Origin of the sequence: Nocardia sp. NPDC047654, from assembly GCF_043205035.1 — a bacterium.
Lineage (GTDB): Bacteria > Actinomycetota > Actinomycetes > Mycobacteriales > Mycobacteriaceae > Nocardia.
In genome coordinates this window covers 17,319-34,991 of sequence record NZ_JBIDDF010000032.1, presented here as the reverse complement: position 1 = coordinate 34,991, position 17,673 = coordinate 17,319, and the positions used below count along the sequence as shown (strand labels likewise).

The window sequence follows — 17,673 nt, the reverse complement described above, 5'->3', positions numbered from 1 at the left end:
ATCGATCGTGCCGACAAATCCGGGCTGGTGAGTTTCGGTGCGGGAGTGCACTTCTGCCTGGGTGCGCACCTGGCGCGGCTGGAAGCGACCGTCGCGTTGCAGGAATTCGCCTCTCGCGTCACCGCTTTCGACATCGTGCCGGACGGCATCCAACGCGTGCATTCGTCCAATGTGCGCGGCTTCGCCCACCTTCCCATCACCGTGGAGACCCGATGAGCCGTCGATGCGAACGAATCCGGATCCCCGGGTCGCGAATCCGGGCCGTGCGGAGCCGGTCATGAGAATCCGGGCCGACCTCGATCTGTGCCAGGGGCACGCGGTCTGTCAGGCCGAGGCGCCGGAGGTGTTCACCGTGCCCAAACGCGGCCGGGTCGAGATCCTCGACGACGTGCCGGACGCCGGTCTGCGGCCCGCCGTGGCGGACGCGATCCGTTACTGCCCCACTCGAGCCCTGTCGATCGCCGACGAAGACGCGACCGACCACTCCCCGAAAGGTACCGACTGATGCCAGCTTTCGACCGCGCCGAGCTCGACGAGATGATCCAGCGCTGGATCGCGGAGAACCAGCGCTGCGAGGAGAAGGGCGACTGGAAGCCGCTCGCGCAGATGTACACCGAGGACGCCACCTACGGCTGGAACTACGGCCCCACCCAGGAGTTCATGGCCGTCGGACGCGACGAGATCCGCGATCTGGCCCTCGGCCAGGAGATGGCCGGCCTGGAGGGCTGGACCTACCCCTACCAGGAGTTCGTGGTCGACGACCGCACCGGCAACGTCATCGGACTGTGGAAGCAGATCAGCGAGGCCGAGCGCCCGGACGGGCGCAACTACTCGCCCGAAGGGATCGGCGGCAGCTGGTTCCGCTACAGCGGTGACTTCCAATGGTCCTGGCAGCGGGACTTCTTCGACTTCGGCAACGTCTCGGCGATGTTCCTGGAGATGATCACGAACAAGGCGCTGACACCGGGCATGCAGAAGCGCATCGAGCGCTCCGTCTCCGGCAAACCGCTGCCCGGCTGGTACCGCATCGGCGAATCCCCCGTCCCGCTGTGGTGACCGACATGGCCCTACCACACAGCCGATTCGCCGACCTGGACCGGGACACCCTGGCGGCGCTGATTCCCGAACTGCTCCTGTGCGGGCACCTTATCGACCGCTCCGGCATGGCGCATTCGATCGCCGCGTTCGGCCGGGAGGGCATGACCGAGATCGCCATCGAGGAGTGGCAGGTGGCCAGCCCGGTCTACACCCGGCGCATGCAGCGGGCGCTCGGCTTCGCAGGCGACGGCGTGGAGACCATCTTCAAGGGCCTGCAACTGGACATCGGCGCTCCACCGCAGTTCATGGACTTCCGTTTCCGGGTGGAGGACCACCACCACGGCGAGTTCTGGCTCGACCACTGCGGTGCGCTGGCCGACGTGGAACCGATGGGCGAGGACTTCGTCGTGTCGATGTGCCACGACATCGAAGATCCGACCTTCGACGCGACCGCGCTGGCCACCAACCCGCACGCGCAGGTCCGGCCCATCCACCGCCCGCCCCGCCATCCGGCCGACCGGAAGCCGGTGTGCGCGTGGACGGTCGTCATCGATCCCGGTCACGTGCCGCCGCCGGTGCCGCCCAACGCCGAGTTGGTCGCCGGGTCGGTGGCGGCGCGACTGGAGCTGGCCGCGATCGATCGCGACGACGAAGGACGGCCGGACTACGCCGGCCCCTTGCTCAGCGATGTGCGATTCGCGGACTTCTCCCGCTCCGCGCTGGTGCGTCTCGCCGACGAGGTCTGCCTGCAACATCATTTGCTCACCCTCGGTTTCATGATCGCGGTGCGGGCCCGCGCCGATGCCGCCGCGGCGCTGGAGATCGGACGCAAACAGTTCGCGGGGATCGCCGGACTCACCAGTGAGCGCCTACGCAACTGCCTCGGCCTCGGTGACGACGCCGCCGCGCTCGCGACGGTACTGCGGCTACATCCCGCTCTGAATCCCCTGCCCTACACCGGTATCGAGATCACGGACACCGACGGCACGGTCACGGTGACGTTCCCGGCCGCGAGCGGTGCGCACACCGATGCAACGTGGCCGTCGATGCTCGGCCCCGAACACCTACAGCCGCTGAACGCCCTGGTCCGCGGCGTGAACCCGCGTTTCTCGGCCGAGGTCGTCGCGGTGGGCGCGGACGGGTGGCGCGCCGCCGTCACGCTCGGCGACAAAGCGTTCCGGGAGGCGACGGAGGTCGCGCTGACCCGGTTCAGCACCGGCGCCGCCTTCACCTTCACCGACCGGGGGATCCCCCTTCCGCTCACCGTCGTGTGACAGCCCCACCCAGAGATGGAACGAGATGGCCAACAACTTCGCCGACCTCTTCGAGCACTCCGTGGACGCCATGCCCGAACGGGTGGCGCTGATCCAGTCCGGCCGCCGCGTGACCTACCGTGCACTCGACGCCCGCGCCAACCAGCTCGCACACCATCTGGCAAGCCTCGGCGTCGGCGCGGGAACGCACGTGGGTTTCCAGATGCACAACAGCATCGAGACGATGGAGACGCTGATCGCGTGCTTCAAGCTCGCCGCCGTGCCGATCAACATCAACTACCGGTACGGCGTGGCAGAACTGGCCTACGTCTACGCCAACGCGGATCTCGAGGTGCTCGTGCACCACTCCTGTTACGCCGGAGCCGTCCAGGAAGCCCGGACGACCGCGTTGCGGCACACGGTCTGCGTAGCCGACGAGTTCAGCGACGCGGATCCCCCTTCTACGGGCTACGAGGCCGCTCTCGCCGGGGAGTCGACGGACCGCCCGGTGGTCCGCCGCGGTCCCGACGACCTGTTCATGATGTACACCGGCGGAACGACCGGCATGCCGAAGGGCGTCATGTGGCGGCAGGAGGACATGTGGCGGGTCCTCGGCGGCGGCATCGACTTCTACACCGGCGAACCGGTCGCCGACGAGTTCCAGCAGTCCCGCACCGGCGCCCAGGTCGATCCGAGCGCCTGGCTGGTGCTGCCGCCGCTGATCCACGCCGCCGCCATGATGCCCACCTTCACCGCGCTGTGGTCGGGCAACACCGTGATCTTCGAATCCCGCTTCGACGCAGGGAGCGCCTGGCGGACCGTCGCCCAGCAGCGCCCCCAGGTCATGGTGATCACCGGCGACGCCATGGCCAGACCGCTGATCGAGGCGTTCGAACGCGAGCCGGTGGACGCCTCGTCCTTGCTGGCGATCGCCTCCGGCGCCGCCCTGCTGTCACAGCCGGTGAAGAACGCGCTGCTGGAGCTGTTCCCGTGGGCGGTCGTCTCGGACTCCATCGGATCGTCGGAAACCGGTTTCGGCGGTATCGGTTTCGCCCAGAAGCACGACGATCCCGCCCGCGGGCCCCGCGTGCAGACCGGTCGCGGCGCGGTCGTCGTGGACGACGACGGCCACCCCGTCGCGCCGGGTTCGGAAGGCTGGCTGGCCAAGACCGGCAACGTGCCGATCGGCTACTACAAAGACCCCGGCAAGACCGACAAACTGTTCAAGACCGTCGACGGCACCCGCATGGTCGTCACCGACGACCGCGCCCGCGCCGAGACCGACGGATCGATCACGCTGATCGGCCGCGGCAACATGGTGATCAACACCGGTGGCGAGAAGGTATTCGTCGAAGAGGTCGAAAGCGTGGTGAAGACCCACGACGCGATCTACGACGCGGTGGTGCTCGGCGTGCCGCACGAACGCTGGGGCCATCAGGTCGCCGCCGTGGTGTCGCTGTCCGGAGCCGGGCCGGTCGAGTTCACCGACCTGCGGGCGCACGTGCGCGAATTCCTGGCCGGATACAAGGTGCCCAAACAGATCTGGATCGCCGACGCCGTCGTGCGCGCGCCCAGCGGCAAGCCCGACTATCGGTGGGCCAGACAGTACGTGGCCGGCCGAGGCCCCGACCACAAGGCGGACTGACATGATCCGGGTGATCCAATGGGCGACCGGCGGAGTCGGGCGGGCCGCCATCGAGGGCATTCTCGACCATCCCGATCTGGAACTGGCCGGGGCCTGGGTGCACAGCGCGGACAAGGACGGCGTGGACCTGGGCGAACTGGTCGGCCGTGCGCCGATCGGAGTGCGCGCGAGCACCGACGCCGAGCGTCTGCTCGCCACACCGGCCGATTGCGTGCTGTACAGCCCGTTCATGGCCGACACCGAGACGGTGCGCGCGATCCTGCGGTCCGGCAAGAACATCGTCACACCGCTGGGCTGGTTCTATCCACGCCGCGCGGAGCGGCAGCGGTACGACGAGCTGTGCCGGGCCGCGGGAGTCACTCTGCACGGCGCCGGAATCCATCCCGGCGGCATCACCGAGAAGATTCCGCTGGTGGTGTCGGCGCTGTCGGGGGCGATCACCGAGGTGCGCGCCGAGGAATTCTCCGATATCCGCACCTATGGCGCGCCCGAGGTGGTCCGGGACTGGATGCTGTTCGGCGCCACACCGGAGCAGGCCGCGGCCAGCGTCATGGCGGACGTCCTCGCGGGCGGCTACAGCCAATCGGTATGGATGATCGCGGAGGCGCTGGGCATCGCGCTCGATGAGCGACTGCGGGTGACGCACGAGACGGCGGTGGCCACCGCACCGATCGACTCGCCGATCGGGCCGATCGCGCCGGGACGCGTCGCCGCGCAACGCTTCCGCTGGCAGGGGACCGTCCGCGGCGCACCGGTGATCACGGCGGCGGTGAATTGGTTCATGGGCACCGAGAACCTCGATCCACCCTGGACATTCGGACCGGCGGGTGAGCGGTACGAGGTCGAGATCGTCGGTGATCCCGGCGCGACGGTGACCTTCACCGGCATGCACGCGCACAGCGCCGCCGCCGGTCTGGCGCGCAACCCCGGCATCGTCGCCACGGCCATGCACTGCGTGAACTCGATTCCCTACGTCGTCGCCGCCGAACCGGGTGTGCGGACCTTTCTCGAGCTGCCGCTCGTCGCGGGTCGCGCCGCCGCCTCGTTGCGCGGGGCCGACGGCGCTTCGTCCGCCGCGGCCGAACCCGACCTCGCGCGGCGGACTGCGCCGCGCTGACCGGCTCGCCCGTTTCATCTAGGAGGTAGCAATGGCGGCATCGGCATTACCTGTCGGATTCGATTTCACCGATCCGGCGCTGTGGGAGAACCGAAGTCCGGTGGAGGAGTTCGCGCAGCTGCGACGGACCGCCCCGGTGTGGTGGAACGCGCAATCCGACGAGACCTCCGGGGGTTTCCGCGACGGCGGCTATTGGGTGGTCAGCAAGCTCGCCGACATCAAGGAGATCTCGAAGCATCCGGAACTGTTCTCCTCGGAGCGGAAAGGGGCGATCATCCGTCTGCCCGGCGACATCACGCCGGAGCAGATGGCGCTCACCGGAGCCCTGCTGGTGAACATGGACCCGCCCAAGCACTCGAAGATCCGGCGGATCATCTCCAAAGGCTTCACGCCGCGGGCGGTGGAGAACCTGCGCGCCGCGCTCACCGAGCGCGCCGCGCGCATCGTGCACGGCGCCAAGGAATCCGGCGGCGGCGATTTCGTCGAACAGGTGGCCTGCGAACTGCCGTTGCAGGCGATCGCCGAGCTGATCGGCGTGCCGCAGGCGGATCGGCGCAAGCTGTTCGACTGGTCCAATCAGATGCTCAACTACGACGACCCCGAGTACGGCGATCCCGCGACGGCCTCGGCCGAGATCCTCGGCTACGCCTGGAACATGGCCGAGCAGCGCCGCGCCTGCCCGGTGGGCGATATCGTGAGCGAACTCGTGCACGCCGACCTCGACGGCGAGGCGCTCGGCTCCGACGAGTTCGGCTTCTTCGTCATCCTGCTCGCGGTGGCGGGCAACGAGACCACGCGCAATGCCATCACCCACGGAATGAAGGCGTTCGTGGACAATCCGGAACAGTGGGAGATCTACCGGGAGCAGCGTCCGCGCACCGCGCCCGACGAGATCGTGCGCTGGGCCACCCCGGTGACCGCCTTCCAGCGCACCGCGACCGAAGACCTGGAACTCGGCGGGCAGCGCATCCGGCAGGGCGAGCGGCTCGGTTTGTTCTACAGCTCGGCCAATTTCGACGAGGAGGGCTTCGAGAATCCGTTCACCTTCGACGTCTTGCGCAACCCGAACCCGCACGTGGGTTTCGGCGGCACCGGCGCGCACTACTGCGTCGGCGCGAACCTGGCCAGGCTGGAGATCGATCTGATGTTCAACGCCATCGCCGAGGTGATGCCCGACCTGCGGCAGGTCGCCGAGCCGGTGCGGCTGCGGTCGGGCTGGATCAACGGCATCAAGAGCTGGCGAGTGCGCTACGAGTAGGTCCGGGTGCGAGTTCCCCGTCACCCGGTGGCGGGGAACTCGCACGGACCAGGCCGTGCCCTCAGCTGTTGCCTTCCTTGCGGCGCCTGCGGTAGCGAACGGTGCACGGTTGCGCCAGTTGCACGACCATCTTGGAGTGGTCGTTGCGGTAGGTCTCCGACGGCTGGGTCATCTCGAACTCCCAGTCCCGCAACAGCAGCGAGAAGATCGCCTTCAACTGCATCAACGCGAACGCCGCGCCGACGCAGCGGTGCCGGCCCGCGCCGAACGGAATCCACGTCCAGCGGTTGACGAGATCGGCCTGGTCGGGATCGATGTAGCGGCCGGGATCGAACGCGTCCGGATCGGGGAAGTCCTCCGGAATCCGGTTCGAGATCGCGGGTGTGGCCGCGACGTGGTCACCGGGTTCGATACGGTGCCCGCAGACCTCGAACTCGCCACGGGCCACCCGCATCAGGATGATCAGCGGCGGGTGCAGGCGCAGCGTCTCCTTGAGCACGGACTCCAGGTGCGGGATCTGGCGCAGCGCGCCGAAGCTGATGTCGGAGCCGTCGGCGTAGAGCTCGTCGAGTTCGGCGACGACCTGGCCGAGTACCTCGGGATGGCGCAACAATTCGATGATCGTCCAGGCCGCCGTGCCGGAGGTGGTGTGATGGCCCGCGAACATCATCGAGATGAAGATGCCGGTGATCTCGCTGGCGCTGAAGCGCGGTTCGCCGTTGTCGCCCGGGATCGAGATGAGCACGTCGAGCATGTCCCGGTCGTCCTTGCCGGTCGGCGGGGCGGCGGCCCGGCGATCCATGATCGCCTGGACCAGCTCGACCAGCTCGGCCCGCGCCTGGTCACGGCGGCGGAAGCTCTCGATCGGGGCGTACGGGTCGACGTAGGCCAGTGCGTCGGTGCCCCGTTCCAGGTCGTGGTAGAGGTGCGCGAAGCGGTCATCGAGGTCGTTGCGGAATTTCACGCCGATCAGGCAGGCCGAGGAGGTGTAGATGGTCAGTTCGGCGAAGAAGTCGAGCAGGTCGATCTCGCCTTCGTCGCCCCACCGTGCCAGCATCCGCTCGACCTCGCGGGCGATGGTGGCGGCGTGCCCGCGCATGTGCTCGGCGCGCAGAGCCTGGTTGTGCAGCATTTCCTTACGGCGTTCCGGGCTGGCGTCGAAGACGACGCCGTCGCCGAAGATGGGCTTCATGAAGGGATAGGCGGCGGCCTGGTCGAGGTCCTCGTCGCCGGAGCGGAAGAAGAATTCGTTGGCTTCCGCGCCCGACAGCAGAATGACCTGGCGCCCCGCCAGGTCGAACGAGCCGACGTCGCCGCACTCCTGGCGGACCCGGCGCATCAGGCCGATCGGGTCGACGCGGAACTCCTCCAGATGACCGTGCTCGTGGTCGCCTCCGGATACCCGCCGTGGTTTCACCAGAGTCATTGGAAATCCTTCCCCAGATAAGTGTCCAAGTTTTATGATGGACACGTGTCTGGACAGTACTACGGCTAGCGAGCGTCCGGCAAGACACGGGCCACGTCCGCCGTCGTGCAGGCCGGACGCCAGGACCGCGGGTGCCGCCGTCGCCGCACAGCCCGCGCCGAGAAGTGATCGGTGGATTCGAAGATGAATGTCGGCAGGCAGGCCATGTCGGTGACGTGGCGGATAGTGCGGTTGAAGGTCGCGGGGGCGGTGCTGATCCTGCTCGTCGCCGCGCTGGTCGCGGTCGCCGTCGCGATGTACGCCGGACGCTTCCGCTCCACGGAGACCGTCACCGTCGAGACGTCCCGTACCGGACTGGTTCTGGACCCCGACGCCAAGGTGCGGATGCGGGGGGTGGAACTCGGCCGGGTCAGCGCCGTGGAATTCCACGGTGACCGGGCGCGCCTGCGTCTCGCGCTCGATCCCGCGCTGCTGCGGCTTGTGCCGGCCAATGCGACGGTGAACATCCGCTCGACCACCGTATTCGGCGCCAAGTACGTGAATTTCGTCGTGCCGGGCGTTCCCTCGCCGACGCCCATGCGGCCCGGCGCGACGATCCGCGCGGAATCGGTCACCGTCGAATACAACACGCTGTTCCAGCGTCTCAGCGACATCCTGGCCGAGGTGGAGCCGGGCAAGCTCAACGCCACCCTGGCCGCATTGGGCACCGCACTGCAAGGGCGCGGCGATCGGCTGGGCGATCTCCTGGCTCGCGCGGACGACTACCTGCGGCAGATCAACCCCAGTCTGCCCGTGCTGCGGCGGGACCTGTCGTCTGCCGGGCAGGTCACCGGGCTCTACGCCGACACCACGCCCGATCTGTTGCGCACGGCGGGTAACGCCACCGCGACCGGCGCGACGGTCGACCAGGGTGCGCAAGACCTGGACGCGGTGTTGCTCAACCTCATCGGCTTGGCCGACACCACCCGGTCGGTGCTCACGGACAACGAGCGGGATCTCACCGGCGTGCCCGCGCTCCTGCGGCCCACCAGTTCGCTGCTCGCTACGTACTCACCCGTGCTGTACTGCGTGGTCGTCGGTATCGCGAAAGCTCTTCCCGCGGCCGAAGCCATCATCGGGGGGTACGAGCCGGGAGCCATCTTCAACGCGAGCTTCATGTACGGCGCGCGGCCCTATCGGTATCCCGACGACCTGCCGAAGGTGAACGCGACCGGTGGGCCACGCTGCGACGGGATCCTCGACCGGGTTCCCGGCAGCCATGCCGATTACGTGGTCACCGATACCAACGCGGGCACGCCGTTCACTCCGTCCAGCGCGGTCGTGCCCAACGCGCCCAAGGTCTTCCAAATCCTTTTCGCGGGCATGCCCGGGGTGTCGCGTTAGTCGACCGCCTCGGTGCTCTGCTCGCGCAGGACGGTGCGCGGATCGCCCTGGCCGGTGAGCCGGCCGTCGCGCAACAGCAAGCAGTGGTCGGCGCGCAGGGCCTCCTCGCGGCTGTGCGTGGCGTGCACGACCGTCACGCCACGTGCGCCGACGCGGCGGATGGCCTCGGAGATCTCCTGCTGCGCGGCCGAGTCCAGGCCGGTGGCCGGTTCGTCGAGCAGCAGCAGGTCCGACTCCTGCGCGAGTGCCTGCGCGAGGAGCGCCCGTTGGCGCTGGCCGCCGGAGAGGGTGTCGAGCCGGCGCTCGGTCAGGTCGGCGATGGCCATCCGGTCGAGGCACGCGCGCACCACCGCGCGATCCTGCCGGGTGAGACGCCGCCAGGCGCCGCGATGCGCCCACCGTCCCATCGCGACTGTGTCGCCCACAGTGATCGGCAGCGTCGCGGGGACACCGCTGTGCTGCACGACGAATGCCGGGCGCCGGAGATGGTGTCGGCGAACGGTTCCCGTGGTGGGCGTGACGACGCCGGCCAGCACGCCGAGCAGGGTGGACTTGCCGGACCCGTTGGGCCCGACGAGTGCGGTCACCTGTCCGGCCGGGATCGTGGCGGTGAACGCGTGCAGTACCGGGCTTCCCCGGTAACCGGCCGTCACCTCGGCGAGATGGACAGCGGACGGCGGCATGAGCGGACTCCGATCACCTCATTGAAATGAAAACCGTTATCATTGTAGAGTGCTGCCTCATGGAGTGGTTGGCCCCGTTCGAGGTTTCGTTCGTGCAGCGGGCGTTGTGGGGCGGATTGCTCGTGTCGTGCTTGTGCGCGCTGGCCGGCACGTGGGTCGTGCTGCGCGGCATGGCTTTTCTCAGCGACGCGATGGCGCACGGCATGCTGCCGGGCGTCGCGATCGCCGCGTTATTCGGCGGAAACCTGGTGCTGGGCGCGGCATGCAGCGCCGCGGCGATGGCGGTCGGCGTCTCCGTGCTGGGGCGCGGCACCAGGTTCGCCGCCGACACCGGCATCGGATTGCTGTTCGTCGGGATGCTGTCGGCGGGCGTGATCATCGTGTCGCGTTCGCCCTCGTTCGCGGTGGACCTGACCGGCTTCCTCTTCGGTGACGTACTCGCCGTCGGGGCGCGTGACCTCTGGTATCTGGTCGCGGCCGCGGTGCTCGCGGCGGTGATCTCGGTGCTGGGCTACCGGGCGTTCGTCGCGCTCACCTTCGACCCGCGCAAGGCGCACACCCTCGGGTTGCGGCCCCGGATGGCGAACGTCGCGCTGATCGGCCTGGTGACCCTGGCGATCGTCGCGTCCTTCCACATCGTCGGCACCTTGCTGGTCTTCGGTCTGCTCATCGCGCCGCCCGCGGCCGCCGTCTACTGGGTGCATCGCATCCCGCTGATCATGCTCACCGCCGCGGCGCTCGGCGCGCTGTCCACCTTCGCCGGGCTGCTGATCTCGTGGCACGCGAGCACCGCCGCTGGGGCGACCATCGCGGCGACGGCCGTCGCGCTGTTCTTCGTCTCGGCGCTGTCGTCCTGGCTGCGCGAGCGGATCCGCGCCTCTCGCGCGACCACGAAACCACTGGCGCTCGTGCTGGTCCTCGCCGCGATCACGCCCCTGATCGGTTGCGCGGCAGAACAATCCGCCCCTGCGGAGCCGACGCCGCACGGGTACGTGGCGGGCGCGGAGGAGACCGAAGAGGCGCAGCCGCGTCTGGTGGTGGCCGACAACGCGACCGGTGACGTGCGGGTGGTCGATCTCGTCACCGAGGACGTGATCGATCTCGGCCGGATGGAAGGCGTCGACCGGATGAGCACCGACGGGCGCTTCGCGTTCCTGTCCGCCCGCGAACGGATGCGGATCGTGGACGCGGGTGCGTGGACGGTCGACCACGGCGATCACGTGCACTACTACCGCGCGCCCGCCCGCGATCTGGGCGTCAGCACCGGTGGGCCGGTGTCGGTCGCGTACGCCGACAGCGCGGTCACGGCAATCGTTTCCGACGCGGGTAGCACCACGCTGCTGGACCGGTCCGCGCTCGGCGCGGGGTCGGTGCACGAGCGCGGCGTGATCGCGGACGCCGCCGCCGTGCCGTACGCCGAGCACCTGCTCGTGGCCGTGCCCTCCCGCGCGCGCATCGAGGTCCGCACCCGAGACGGCGCGCACGCCTCGGACCTCGCGCAGCCGTGCCCGCATCCGCGCGGCTCGGCGGTGACCAGGCGGGGCGTCGTCTTCGGTTGCGCCGACGGTGCTTTGCTGGTGACGGCACGCGATGCGGCGTTCACCGGCGAGAAGATCCCCTATCCGCCCGGCACCGTGGACGCCGACCGCGCGGTCGAGTTCCGCCACCGCCGCGGCAGCGCGACGCTCGTGGCCGCGGCCGGTCGGCGGGGGGTGTGGGTGCTCGACGTCAGGCGCAAGACCTGGACATCGGTCGACACCGGTCCGGTGGTCGCGGCGAACACGGCGGGGGAGGGCGCCGCACTGCTGGTGCTGACCTCGGACGGCCTGCTGCACAGCTACGACGCCGCGTCCGGCCGCGAGTCCGCGGTGGCGCGCCCGCTGACCGCGCCGGTAGCCGACGGCACGCCCGCGCCGCTGATCCTCGTCGACGAACACCGCGCCTACCTCAACGATCCCGTGGCGCGGGCGATCCACGAGATCGACTACACCGACAACCTGCGCACCGCGCGCACGTTCCGCCTCGACATCATGCCCACCTCGATGGTGGAGACCGGCCGATGAGACTCGCTGCCCGGCTGTGCGCGCTGATCGTCGCCGCGCTGTTCGCACTGACCGCATGCTCTGATTCCGGCGCCCACCGAGACGGAGTCCTCGTCACCACCAATATCCTCGGCGATCTCACCCGCGCCGTCGCAGGGGACGCGGTCGAGGTCACCGTGCTCATGCAGGCGAACGCGGACCCGCACTTCTTCGCCATCTCCGCCCAGCAGGCCGCCCGGTTCGAACGCGCGAGCCTCATCGTCTACAACGGTCTCGGTCTCGAGGAGAGCGTGCTGCGCAACGTCGAGGCGGCCGAGAAGTCCGGGGTCGCGGGCGTATCCGTCGGCGCGGCGATCGACCCGATCGGTTACGCGGCGGAGGAAGCGAACGGCAGACCGGACCCGCACTTCTGGACCGATCCGCGCCGGGTGCGCAGGGCGGTGGAGATCATCCGGGACCGGATCGTCGACCACGTCCCCGGCGTGGACGCCGCGGCGGTCCGCGCCGCAGCCGACCGCTACCTGACCGAGCTCGACCGGCTGGAGCGCTGGATGACCGAGCGGTTCGCGACGATCCCCGTCGAACGGCGGAAGCTGGTCACCAACCATCACGTCTTCGGTTACCTGGCACAGCGATTCGGCTTCGAGGTGGTCGGCGCGGTGATTCCGGGTGGCACCACCCTCGCGTCACCGAGCCCGTCGGATCTGTCCGCCCTCGCCGGGACCATCCGGGCCGCCGGGGTGGGCGCGATCTTCGCCGAGGCCTCGCAACCCGATCGCCTGGCCCGGGTGCTCGCCGACCAGGCCGGGGTGCGTGTACAGGTGATCTCCCTGTACTCCGAGTCGCTCACCGAGCCGGGTGGTGGCGCGGGCACCTACCTGGAAATGATGCGGGCCAACACCGAGTCGATCGTGCGCGGCCTCGCCACCCCCTAGCCCGACCCACCGAACGAAAGACGGAGTCGTCCATGCCTGTTCGATCGACATCCACGAAATCGGCCGCCCTGACCGGCTTGCTGACCGCAGTACTCGCCGTCGCCGGATGCGGCGCCGATGCTTCCCCGGAACAAGACACCCGGCGCACACCGATCACCGACCCGGTCGCGATCACCTATGACGGCGGAATACACGTACTGGACGGAACCACCCTCGAACTCGCGCGCACGGTCGAGCTCGACGGCTTCAACCGGCTCAACCCCGCGGGTGACGACCGGCACCTGATCGTCTCGACCAAAGTGGGCTTCCGAGTCTTCGACGCCGTCACAGCCGATTTCACCGGCACGGACTTTCCCGGCCCCCATCCCGGGCACGTGGTCCGGCATGCCGGGCGGACCGTGCTCTTCAGCGACGGCACCGGCGAAGTCGTCGCGTTCGACTCCGCCGATCTCGCGAAGGGCGCGCCGAAGACCGACACCTACCGCGCGGCCGCCCCGCACCACGGCGTCGCGATCGAACTGACCAACGGCGAACTCGTCCTCACCCTCGGCACCGAGGAGAAGCGGACCGGCATCGTGGTGCTCGACAAGAACCGCACGGAGCGGGCGCGCAACGAGAACTGCCCCGGCGTGCACGGTGAGGCGACGGCCGCGGGCGAGGCCGTGGTGATCGGCTGCGAGAACGGCGTGCTCGTCTACCGCGACGGCGTGATCACCAAGGTGACCAGCCCCACCGAGTACGGCCGGATCGGCAACCAGGCGGGCAGCGAGACCTCGCCGGTCGTCCTCGGCGACTACAAGCAGGACAAGGACGCCGAACTCGAACGCCCGCGGAAGGTCGCACTGATCGACACGGTCACCGGCGCGTTGCGCCTGGTCGATCTCGGCACCAGCTACACCTTCCGGTCGCTGGCCCGGGGCCCGCACGGCGAAGCCCTGGTCCTCGGCACCGATGGCCGCATTCACGTGATCGATCCCGTCGCGGGCGCCGTCGTGCGCACGATCCCGGTCACGGATCCCTGGCAGGAGCCGCTGGAATGGCAGAAGCCGCGACCCGCGCTGTTCGTCCGCGGCGGTACCGCCTATGTCTCCGACCCCGGGACGAAGCAGGTGCACCGCGTCGACCTGGGCACCGGAGCGAAGACGGCGAGCGTCGCGCTGCCGAGCACGCCTAACGAAGTGAGCGGCGTGCTGGGGCACTGACCCTCGGCTCTCGTCGGTGGGAACAGCGGACGATGGGCGCGATGTGCACCGCGACACCCCCCCGGAAAGGACGAGCATGACGCACTCGCCCATCGGCCGCCGGACGCTTCTGGCCGTAGCGGCACTCCTACCGCTGGCCGGGTGCGCTGCGGAGAAGGGACCTTCTTCCTCCGCAGCGCCCACCGCCCAGGCGGACGAGCGCCACGATCGGCTGATCGAGCTGGAACGAAAGTTCGACGCACGCCTGGGCGTCTACGCCCGCGCCACCGGGACGGGCGTCACCGTCGCCCACCGAGCCGATGAACGATTCGCGTTCTGTTCGACGTTCAAGGGCTTGGCCGCGGCGGCGGTGTTACAGCGTAATCCGCTGTCGCACTTGGACACCGTCGTCACCTACACCCGCGACGATCTGCTGAAGAACGCCTCCGTCACCCCGCGTTACGTGGACACGGGAATGACGATCCGCCAGCTGTGTGACGCCGCGCTACGGTACAGCGACGGCACCGCGGGCAATCTCCTGCTCCGCGAACTGGGTGGCCCGGCCGAGCTGACGGCCTACGCCCGGAGTCTGGGCGACCCGGTCACCCGGATGGACCGGATCGAGCCCGCGATCACCGAAGCCACCCCCGGAGACCCGCGTGACACCACTTCGCCGAGGGCGTTCGGCGAGGTCTACCACCGGATCGTGCTGGGCGACGCCCTTCCGGCCGACAAGCGGGACTTCCTGCGTGATCTGCTGGAACGCAACGCCACGCCCGCGGGCGCCCAGCGGATCCGGGCGGGCACACCGCAGGGATGGAAAGTGGCCGACAAGACCGGGACCGGCGACTACGGCACACTCAACGACATAGCGGTGGTGTGGCCCCCGGATGCCGCGCCACTCGTCGTCGCGATCATGTCCAGCAAAGCCACCCGCGATGCCGCCTACGATCAGGCTCTCCTCGCCGAAGCCGCCGCGTACGTCATGGACACGCTCACCTAGCCCGCGGCCGTCGCTGCTCTCGACCGGAGACCGGCGCGCGAAATTCTCTGCGGATGCCGGATTTTCCGCTGTTCGCGTCGACGGGGAATCATTCGAAGCCGGGCTAGGTTGGCAGGATGCCGCTGCGACACGAGCCGGATGTCTCCAAAGCCGAGTGGTTCACCGAGCGTCGCGATCCCTGGACGCAACTGTGTTCGATCGGACCCAGTGGGTTCGCGCGATACGCCCGGCTGTTCCACCCCGTCGAACCCGACGAGGATCCGTCCGATCCCGCTACCCTGCTGAATCTCGAAGGCGACCTCGATGTCGAGGTGCTGCGGCGGCTGACCGGCATACTCGCCGAGCACACCGAGACGCCGGAGGAGTGCTACTTCGGGCTCTGGGACGGCTTCGGCGACATCTACGGCGGCTCCTCGGTGGCCGTCGCGTTCAGCGTGGACGAGACGGCGGATCTGACGACCGCGCCCACCGTCGCACCGGCCTTCCCGCCGCACGTGATCGAAGGGCCGCGCCTGCGGATACCCGCGCGGGACTACCTGCTGTTCCGCGGGCCGCTCGGCGAGGCGGGGCAGTGGGGAGCCGCGGACCTGCTGCCGGACTGGCCACGGACGATCAACAGCCCGAATCTCATCTGGCCCGCCGACCGGGCGTGGTTCGTGGCGACCGAGATCGACCTGCCGTGGACCGGCATCGCGGGCAGCGCCCCGCTGATCGAGGCCGTGCGGGCCGACGCGGCACTGGACGTCGAGGAGACCCGGCCATCGGGCGACCTGTCGTATTGGCGGGACAGGCAATTCCCATAGCCGCGAAGCGACGGGTCCCCGGGCCGACCGCCGCTACGGTGGGATGACATGGATACTGCTGTGCTCGCCGTGCCGGAGCCCGCGCGCGCCCCTCGGTCCGCCGCGGCCGGCGGCCGGTTGCGGCGGATCCGGAGCGCGCGGCCACTGGTCGTCGTGGCCGGTTGCCTCGTGGTGTTGCAGCTGGCGGTCCGCTGGTGGGTAGCGGGCAGCGGCTACTTCTATTGGGACGATTTCATCCTGGTCGGCCGGGCGGCCCGATTCGGGTTGTGGTCTGCGGATCTGCTGCTGTACGACCACGACGGGCACTTCATGCCGCTGGCATTCGCCACGGCCTGGGCGGTGAACGCGGTGGCGCCGCTGGTCTGGGCCGCACCGGTGACGGTGCTGCTGATCATGCAGCTCGGCGCGTCGGTAGCCGTGGTGCGGATGCTGCTGCTGGTGGTGGGCCCACGATGGCCGATCCTGCTTCCGCTGGTCTTCTACCTGTTCTGCCCTCTGACGGTCCCGGCGTTCGTCTGGTGGGCCGCCGCTCTGAACGCACTGCCGCTACAGTTCGCCCTCGCCTGGGTGATCGGGGACGCGGTGCTGCTCGTCCGGACCGGTCGCCGCCGATACGCGCTGTCCGGGGTCGCGGTGCTGGCGGTGACGCTGCTGTTCTTCGAGAAGTCGGCGGTCGTGCCGTTCGTCGCCTTCGCCATCACGGCGCTGGCCCGCTACGTCGACGGGCGCGCGGCCCCGATGCGCACGGTGGCCCGCCGGGGTGCGGCGCTGTGGGTCGGATCGGGCGCGGTGCTGGCCTGCTGGTCGATCATCTACCTCGTGGTGGTCGACGGTCCCGGCCTGCCCGACAGGTGGGACGAGTTGCGCGACCTGCTGCCCGGCGCCGCCTCCCTGGGGGTCGTGCCCGCCCTGTTCGGCGGCCCCTGGGTGTGGGAGCGGTGGCTACCGTCGACGCCGTGGGCGGATCCGCCGGGGTGGGCGGTGGTGTCGGCCTGGCTCGCGCTCGCCGCGGTAGTAGCGCTGACGATGCGCGCCCGGCGGCGGATCGGGGCGGTCTGGCTGACGGCCGCGGCGTACGTTTTGATCGCTCAGCTGGCGGTGGCGCTGGCTCGCGGCGGACCGAACACCGCGGGGGAGTTGATGCAGTCGCTGCGCTACTTCGCCGACACGGCGGTGGTGTCGGCGGCCGCGGGTGCGCTCATGCTGCGGGCCCGTCCCCGGCCGTGCCGGGGCCCGGCGCTTCCGATGCGGTCCGTGACGATCGCCGTAACGGTGGTGTTCGTCGTCAGCAGTCTCTGGTCCACCTGGACGTTCGTGCGATCCTGGCGTGTCGGCCCGACCGAAACCTACATCACCAACGTGAAATCGGGGCTGAGCGCATGGGACGGCGCGCCCCTGCTCGAGCAGGAGGTGCCGTGGAATGTGCTGAATCCCCTGGCCTATCCGCAGAATCTCACCAGGAACGTCCTGGCTCCCATAGCCGCTCCGGGCACGTTCGCGGACTCGACACCCCACCTGCGGATGATCACCGACAACGGTGAGATCGTCGAGGCGGCGGTCTGGTGGAACCGGATCATCCTCCCCGGCCCGGAGCCGGGCTGCGGCTACCGGATCGAGGGCACCACCCCGGCTCGCCTGCTCCTCGACGGCCCGATGCTCGCGAACAAATGGACAGCGCAACTCAACTACCTCGCCAGCCGCGACGGCCGCATCACGGTCGCCCTGGAACAAGGCGAAACGGTGACCGCGCCGGTCCGAAAGGGTCCCAACACCGTCTTCGTTCGCCTCATCGGCAGCGGTTCGGCACTGCGAATCAGCACCGTCACACCGGGCCTGAACCTGTGCGTGGGCGTCGGGCCCGTCGGCGTCGCGTCCTACGACAATTGAACCGACGGCTATCGCCGCC

General features: G+C 69.3%; 16 protein-coding genes. 14 read left to right on the top strand and 2 right to left on the bottom strand.

Annotated features, from left to right (window positions below; genetic code table 11):
* The 7 genes from ACGF7Y_RS36140 to ACGF7Y_RS36110 form a co-directional block, all read left to right on the top strand.
* The coding region (locus tag ACGF7Y_RS36140; protein ID WP_393242317.1) for a cytochrome P450 at nt 1–216 on the top strand (216 nt) is incomplete at its 5' end.
* Between the two features lie 61 nt (nt 217–277).
* Entirely contained in the window at nt 278–505 is a 228-nt protein-coding gene (locus ACGF7Y_RS36135; protein WP_062978071.1) for a ferredoxin, read from the top strand.
* Complete coding sequence (locus ACGF7Y_RS36130; RefSeq protein WP_393242313.1) at nt 505–1,056, top strand: nuclear transport factor 2 family protein; 552 nt, start codon at nt 505–507, stop codon at nt 1,054–1,056. The genes ACGF7Y_RS36135 and ACGF7Y_RS36130 overlap by 1 nt, the downstream gene beginning before the upstream one ends.
* Before the next feature lie 5 nt (nt 1,057–1,061).
* A complete protein-coding gene (locus ACGF7Y_RS36125) occupies nt 1,062–2,312 on the top strand; it encodes a hypothetical protein (protein ID WP_393242310.1) in 1,251 nt (416 codons plus the stop codon).
* 25 nt (nt 2,313–2,337) lie between these two features.
* Nucleotides 2,338–3,936, top strand: a complete 1,599-nt coding sequence (locus tag ACGF7Y_RS36120; RefSeq protein WP_393242307.1) for an acyl-CoA synthetase — start codon at nt 2,338–2,340, stop codon at nt 3,934–3,936.
* A 1-nt stretch (nt 3,937) separates the two neighbouring features.
* On the top strand, nt 3,938–5,053 hold the full coding sequence (locus tag ACGF7Y_RS36115; protein WP_393242305.1) for a dihydrodipicolinate reductase: 1,116 nt from the start codon (nt 3,938–3,940) through the stop codon (nt 5,051–5,053).
* A gap of 31 nt (nt 5,054–5,084) precedes the next feature.
* Nucleotides 5,085–6,311, top strand: a complete 1,227-nt coding sequence (locus tag ACGF7Y_RS36110; protein ID WP_393242302.1) for a cytochrome P450 — start codon at nt 5,085–5,087, stop codon at nt 6,309–6,311.
* Nucleotides 6,312–6,372: 61 nt separating this feature from the next.
* On the opposite strand, the gene ACGF7Y_RS36105 is transcribed toward ACGF7Y_RS36110, so the two are convergent.
* The gene (locus ACGF7Y_RS36105) at nt 6,373–7,737 is read right to left on the bottom strand and encodes a cytochrome P450 (RefSeq protein ID WP_393242299.1); all 1,365 of its coding nucleotides are present in this window, start codon (nt 7,735–7,737) and stop codon (nt 6,373–6,375) included.
* 204 nt (nt 7,738–7,941) lie between these two features.
* On the opposite strand from ACGF7Y_RS36105, the gene ACGF7Y_RS36100 reads away from it, so the two are divergent.
* Nucleotides 7,942–9,120: an MCE family protein gene (locus tag ACGF7Y_RS36100; protein WP_393242319.1), complete on the top strand. Its 1,179-nt coding sequence runs from the start codon at nt 7,942–7,944 to the stop codon at nt 9,118–9,120.
* Here ACGF7Y_RS36100 and aztA read toward each other — a convergent pair.
* On the bottom strand, nt 9,117–9,803 hold the full coding sequence (aztA, locus tag ACGF7Y_RS36095) for a zinc ABC transporter ATP-binding protein AztA (RefSeq protein WP_393242296.1): 687 nt from the start codon (nt 9,801–9,803) through the stop codon (nt 9,117–9,119). The genes ACGF7Y_RS36100 and aztA overlap by 4 nt on opposite strands.
* A gap of 59 nt (nt 9,804–9,862) precedes the next feature.
* Here aztA and aztB point away from each other — a divergent pair, with 59 nt between their 5' ends.
* From aztB to ACGF7Y_RS36065, 6 genes are all read left to right on the top strand, one after another.
* A complete protein-coding gene (aztB, locus tag ACGF7Y_RS36090) occupies nt 9,863–11,866 on the top strand; it encodes a zinc ABC transporter permease AztB (protein ID WP_393242293.1) in 2,004 nt (667 codons plus the stop codon).
* Nucleotides 11,863–12,780 carry a zinc ABC transporter substrate-binding protein AztC gene (gene aztC, locus ACGF7Y_RS36085; protein ID WP_393242290.1) on the top strand — a complete coding sequence of 306 codons (918 nt, stop codon included), beginning with the start codon at nt 11,863–11,865 and terminating at the stop codon, nt 12,778–12,780. Before aztB ends, aztC begins: the two co-directional genes overlap by 4 nt.
* 32 nt (nt 12,781–12,812) lie before the next feature.
* Complete coding sequence (gene aztD, locus ACGF7Y_RS36080; protein ID WP_393242287.1) at nt 12,813–13,982, top strand: zinc metallochaperone AztD; 1,170 nt, start codon at nt 12,813–12,815, stop codon at nt 13,980–13,982.
* Between the two features lie 76 nt (nt 13,983–14,058).
* Entirely contained in the window at nt 14,059–14,964 is a 906-nt protein-coding gene (bla, locus tag ACGF7Y_RS36075; protein WP_393242284.1) for a class A beta-lactamase, read from the top strand.
* A 116-nt stretch (nt 14,965–15,080) separates the two neighbouring features.
* A complete protein-coding gene (locus ACGF7Y_RS36070) occupies nt 15,081–15,767 on the top strand; it encodes a hypothetical protein (RefSeq protein WP_393242281.1) in 687 nt (228 codons plus the stop codon).
* Between the two features lie 48 nt (nt 15,768–15,815).
* Nucleotides 15,816–17,654, top strand: a complete 1,839-nt coding sequence (locus ACGF7Y_RS36065) for a hypothetical protein (RefSeq protein ID WP_393242279.1) — start codon at nt 15,816–15,818, stop codon at nt 17,652–17,654.
* Nucleotides 17,655–17,673: the final 19 nt, after the last annotated feature.

Coding starts and splice junctions, on each gene's coding strand:
- aztA (WP_393242296.1), bottom strand. CDS start 9,803: ATGCCGCCGTCCGCTGTCCATCTCGCCGAGGTGACGGCCGGTTACCGG.
- ACGF7Y_RS36100 (WP_393242319.1), top strand. CDS start 7,942: ATGTCGGTGACGTGGCGGATAGTGCGGTTGAAGGTCGCGGGGGCGGTG.
- ACGF7Y_RS36105 (WP_393242299.1), bottom strand. CDS start 7,737: ATGACTCTGGTGAAACCACGGCGGGTATCCGGAGGCGACCACGAGCAC.
- ACGF7Y_RS36135 (WP_062978071.1), top strand. CDS start 278: ATGAGAATCCGGGCCGACCTCGATCTGTGCCAGGGGCACGCGGTCTGT.
- aztD (WP_393242287.1), top strand. CDS start 12,813: ATGCCTGTTCGATCGACATCCACGAAATCGGCCGCCCTGACCGGCTTG.
- ACGF7Y_RS36110 (WP_393242302.1), top strand. CDS start 5,085: ATGGCGGCATCGGCATTACCTGTCGGATTCGATTTCACCGATCCGGCG.
- aztC (WP_393242290.1), top strand. CDS start 11,863: ATGAGACTCGCTGCCCGGCTGTGCGCGCTGATCGTCGCCGCGCTGTTC.
- ACGF7Y_RS36130 (WP_393242313.1), top strand. CDS start 505: ATGCCAGCTTTCGACCGCGCCGAGCTCGACGAGATGATCCAGCGCTGG.
- ACGF7Y_RS36125 (WP_393242310.1), top strand. CDS start 1,062: ATGGCCCTACCACACAGCCGATTCGCCGACCTGGACCGGGACACCCTG.
- ACGF7Y_RS36120 (WP_393242307.1), top strand. CDS start 2,338: ATGGCCAACAACTTCGCCGACCTCTTCGAGCACTCCGTGGACGCCATG.
- ACGF7Y_RS36115 (WP_393242305.1), top strand. CDS start 3,938: ATGATCCGGGTGATCCAATGGGCGACCGGCGGAGTCGGGCGGGCCGCC.
- bla (WP_393242284.1), top strand. CDS start 14,059: ATGACGCACTCGCCCATCGGCCGCCGGACGCTTCTGGCCGTAGCGGCA.
- ACGF7Y_RS36065 (WP_393242279.1), top strand. CDS start 15,816: ATGGATACTGCTGTGCTCGCCGTGCCGGAGCCCGCGCGCGCCCCTCGG.
- ACGF7Y_RS36070 (WP_393242281.1), top strand. CDS start 15,081: ATGCCGCTGCGACACGAGCCGGATGTCTCCAAAGCCGAGTGGTTCACC.
- aztB (WP_393242293.1), top strand. CDS start 9,863: ATGGAGTGGTTGGCCCCGTTCGAGGTTTCGTTCGTGCAGCGGGCGTTG.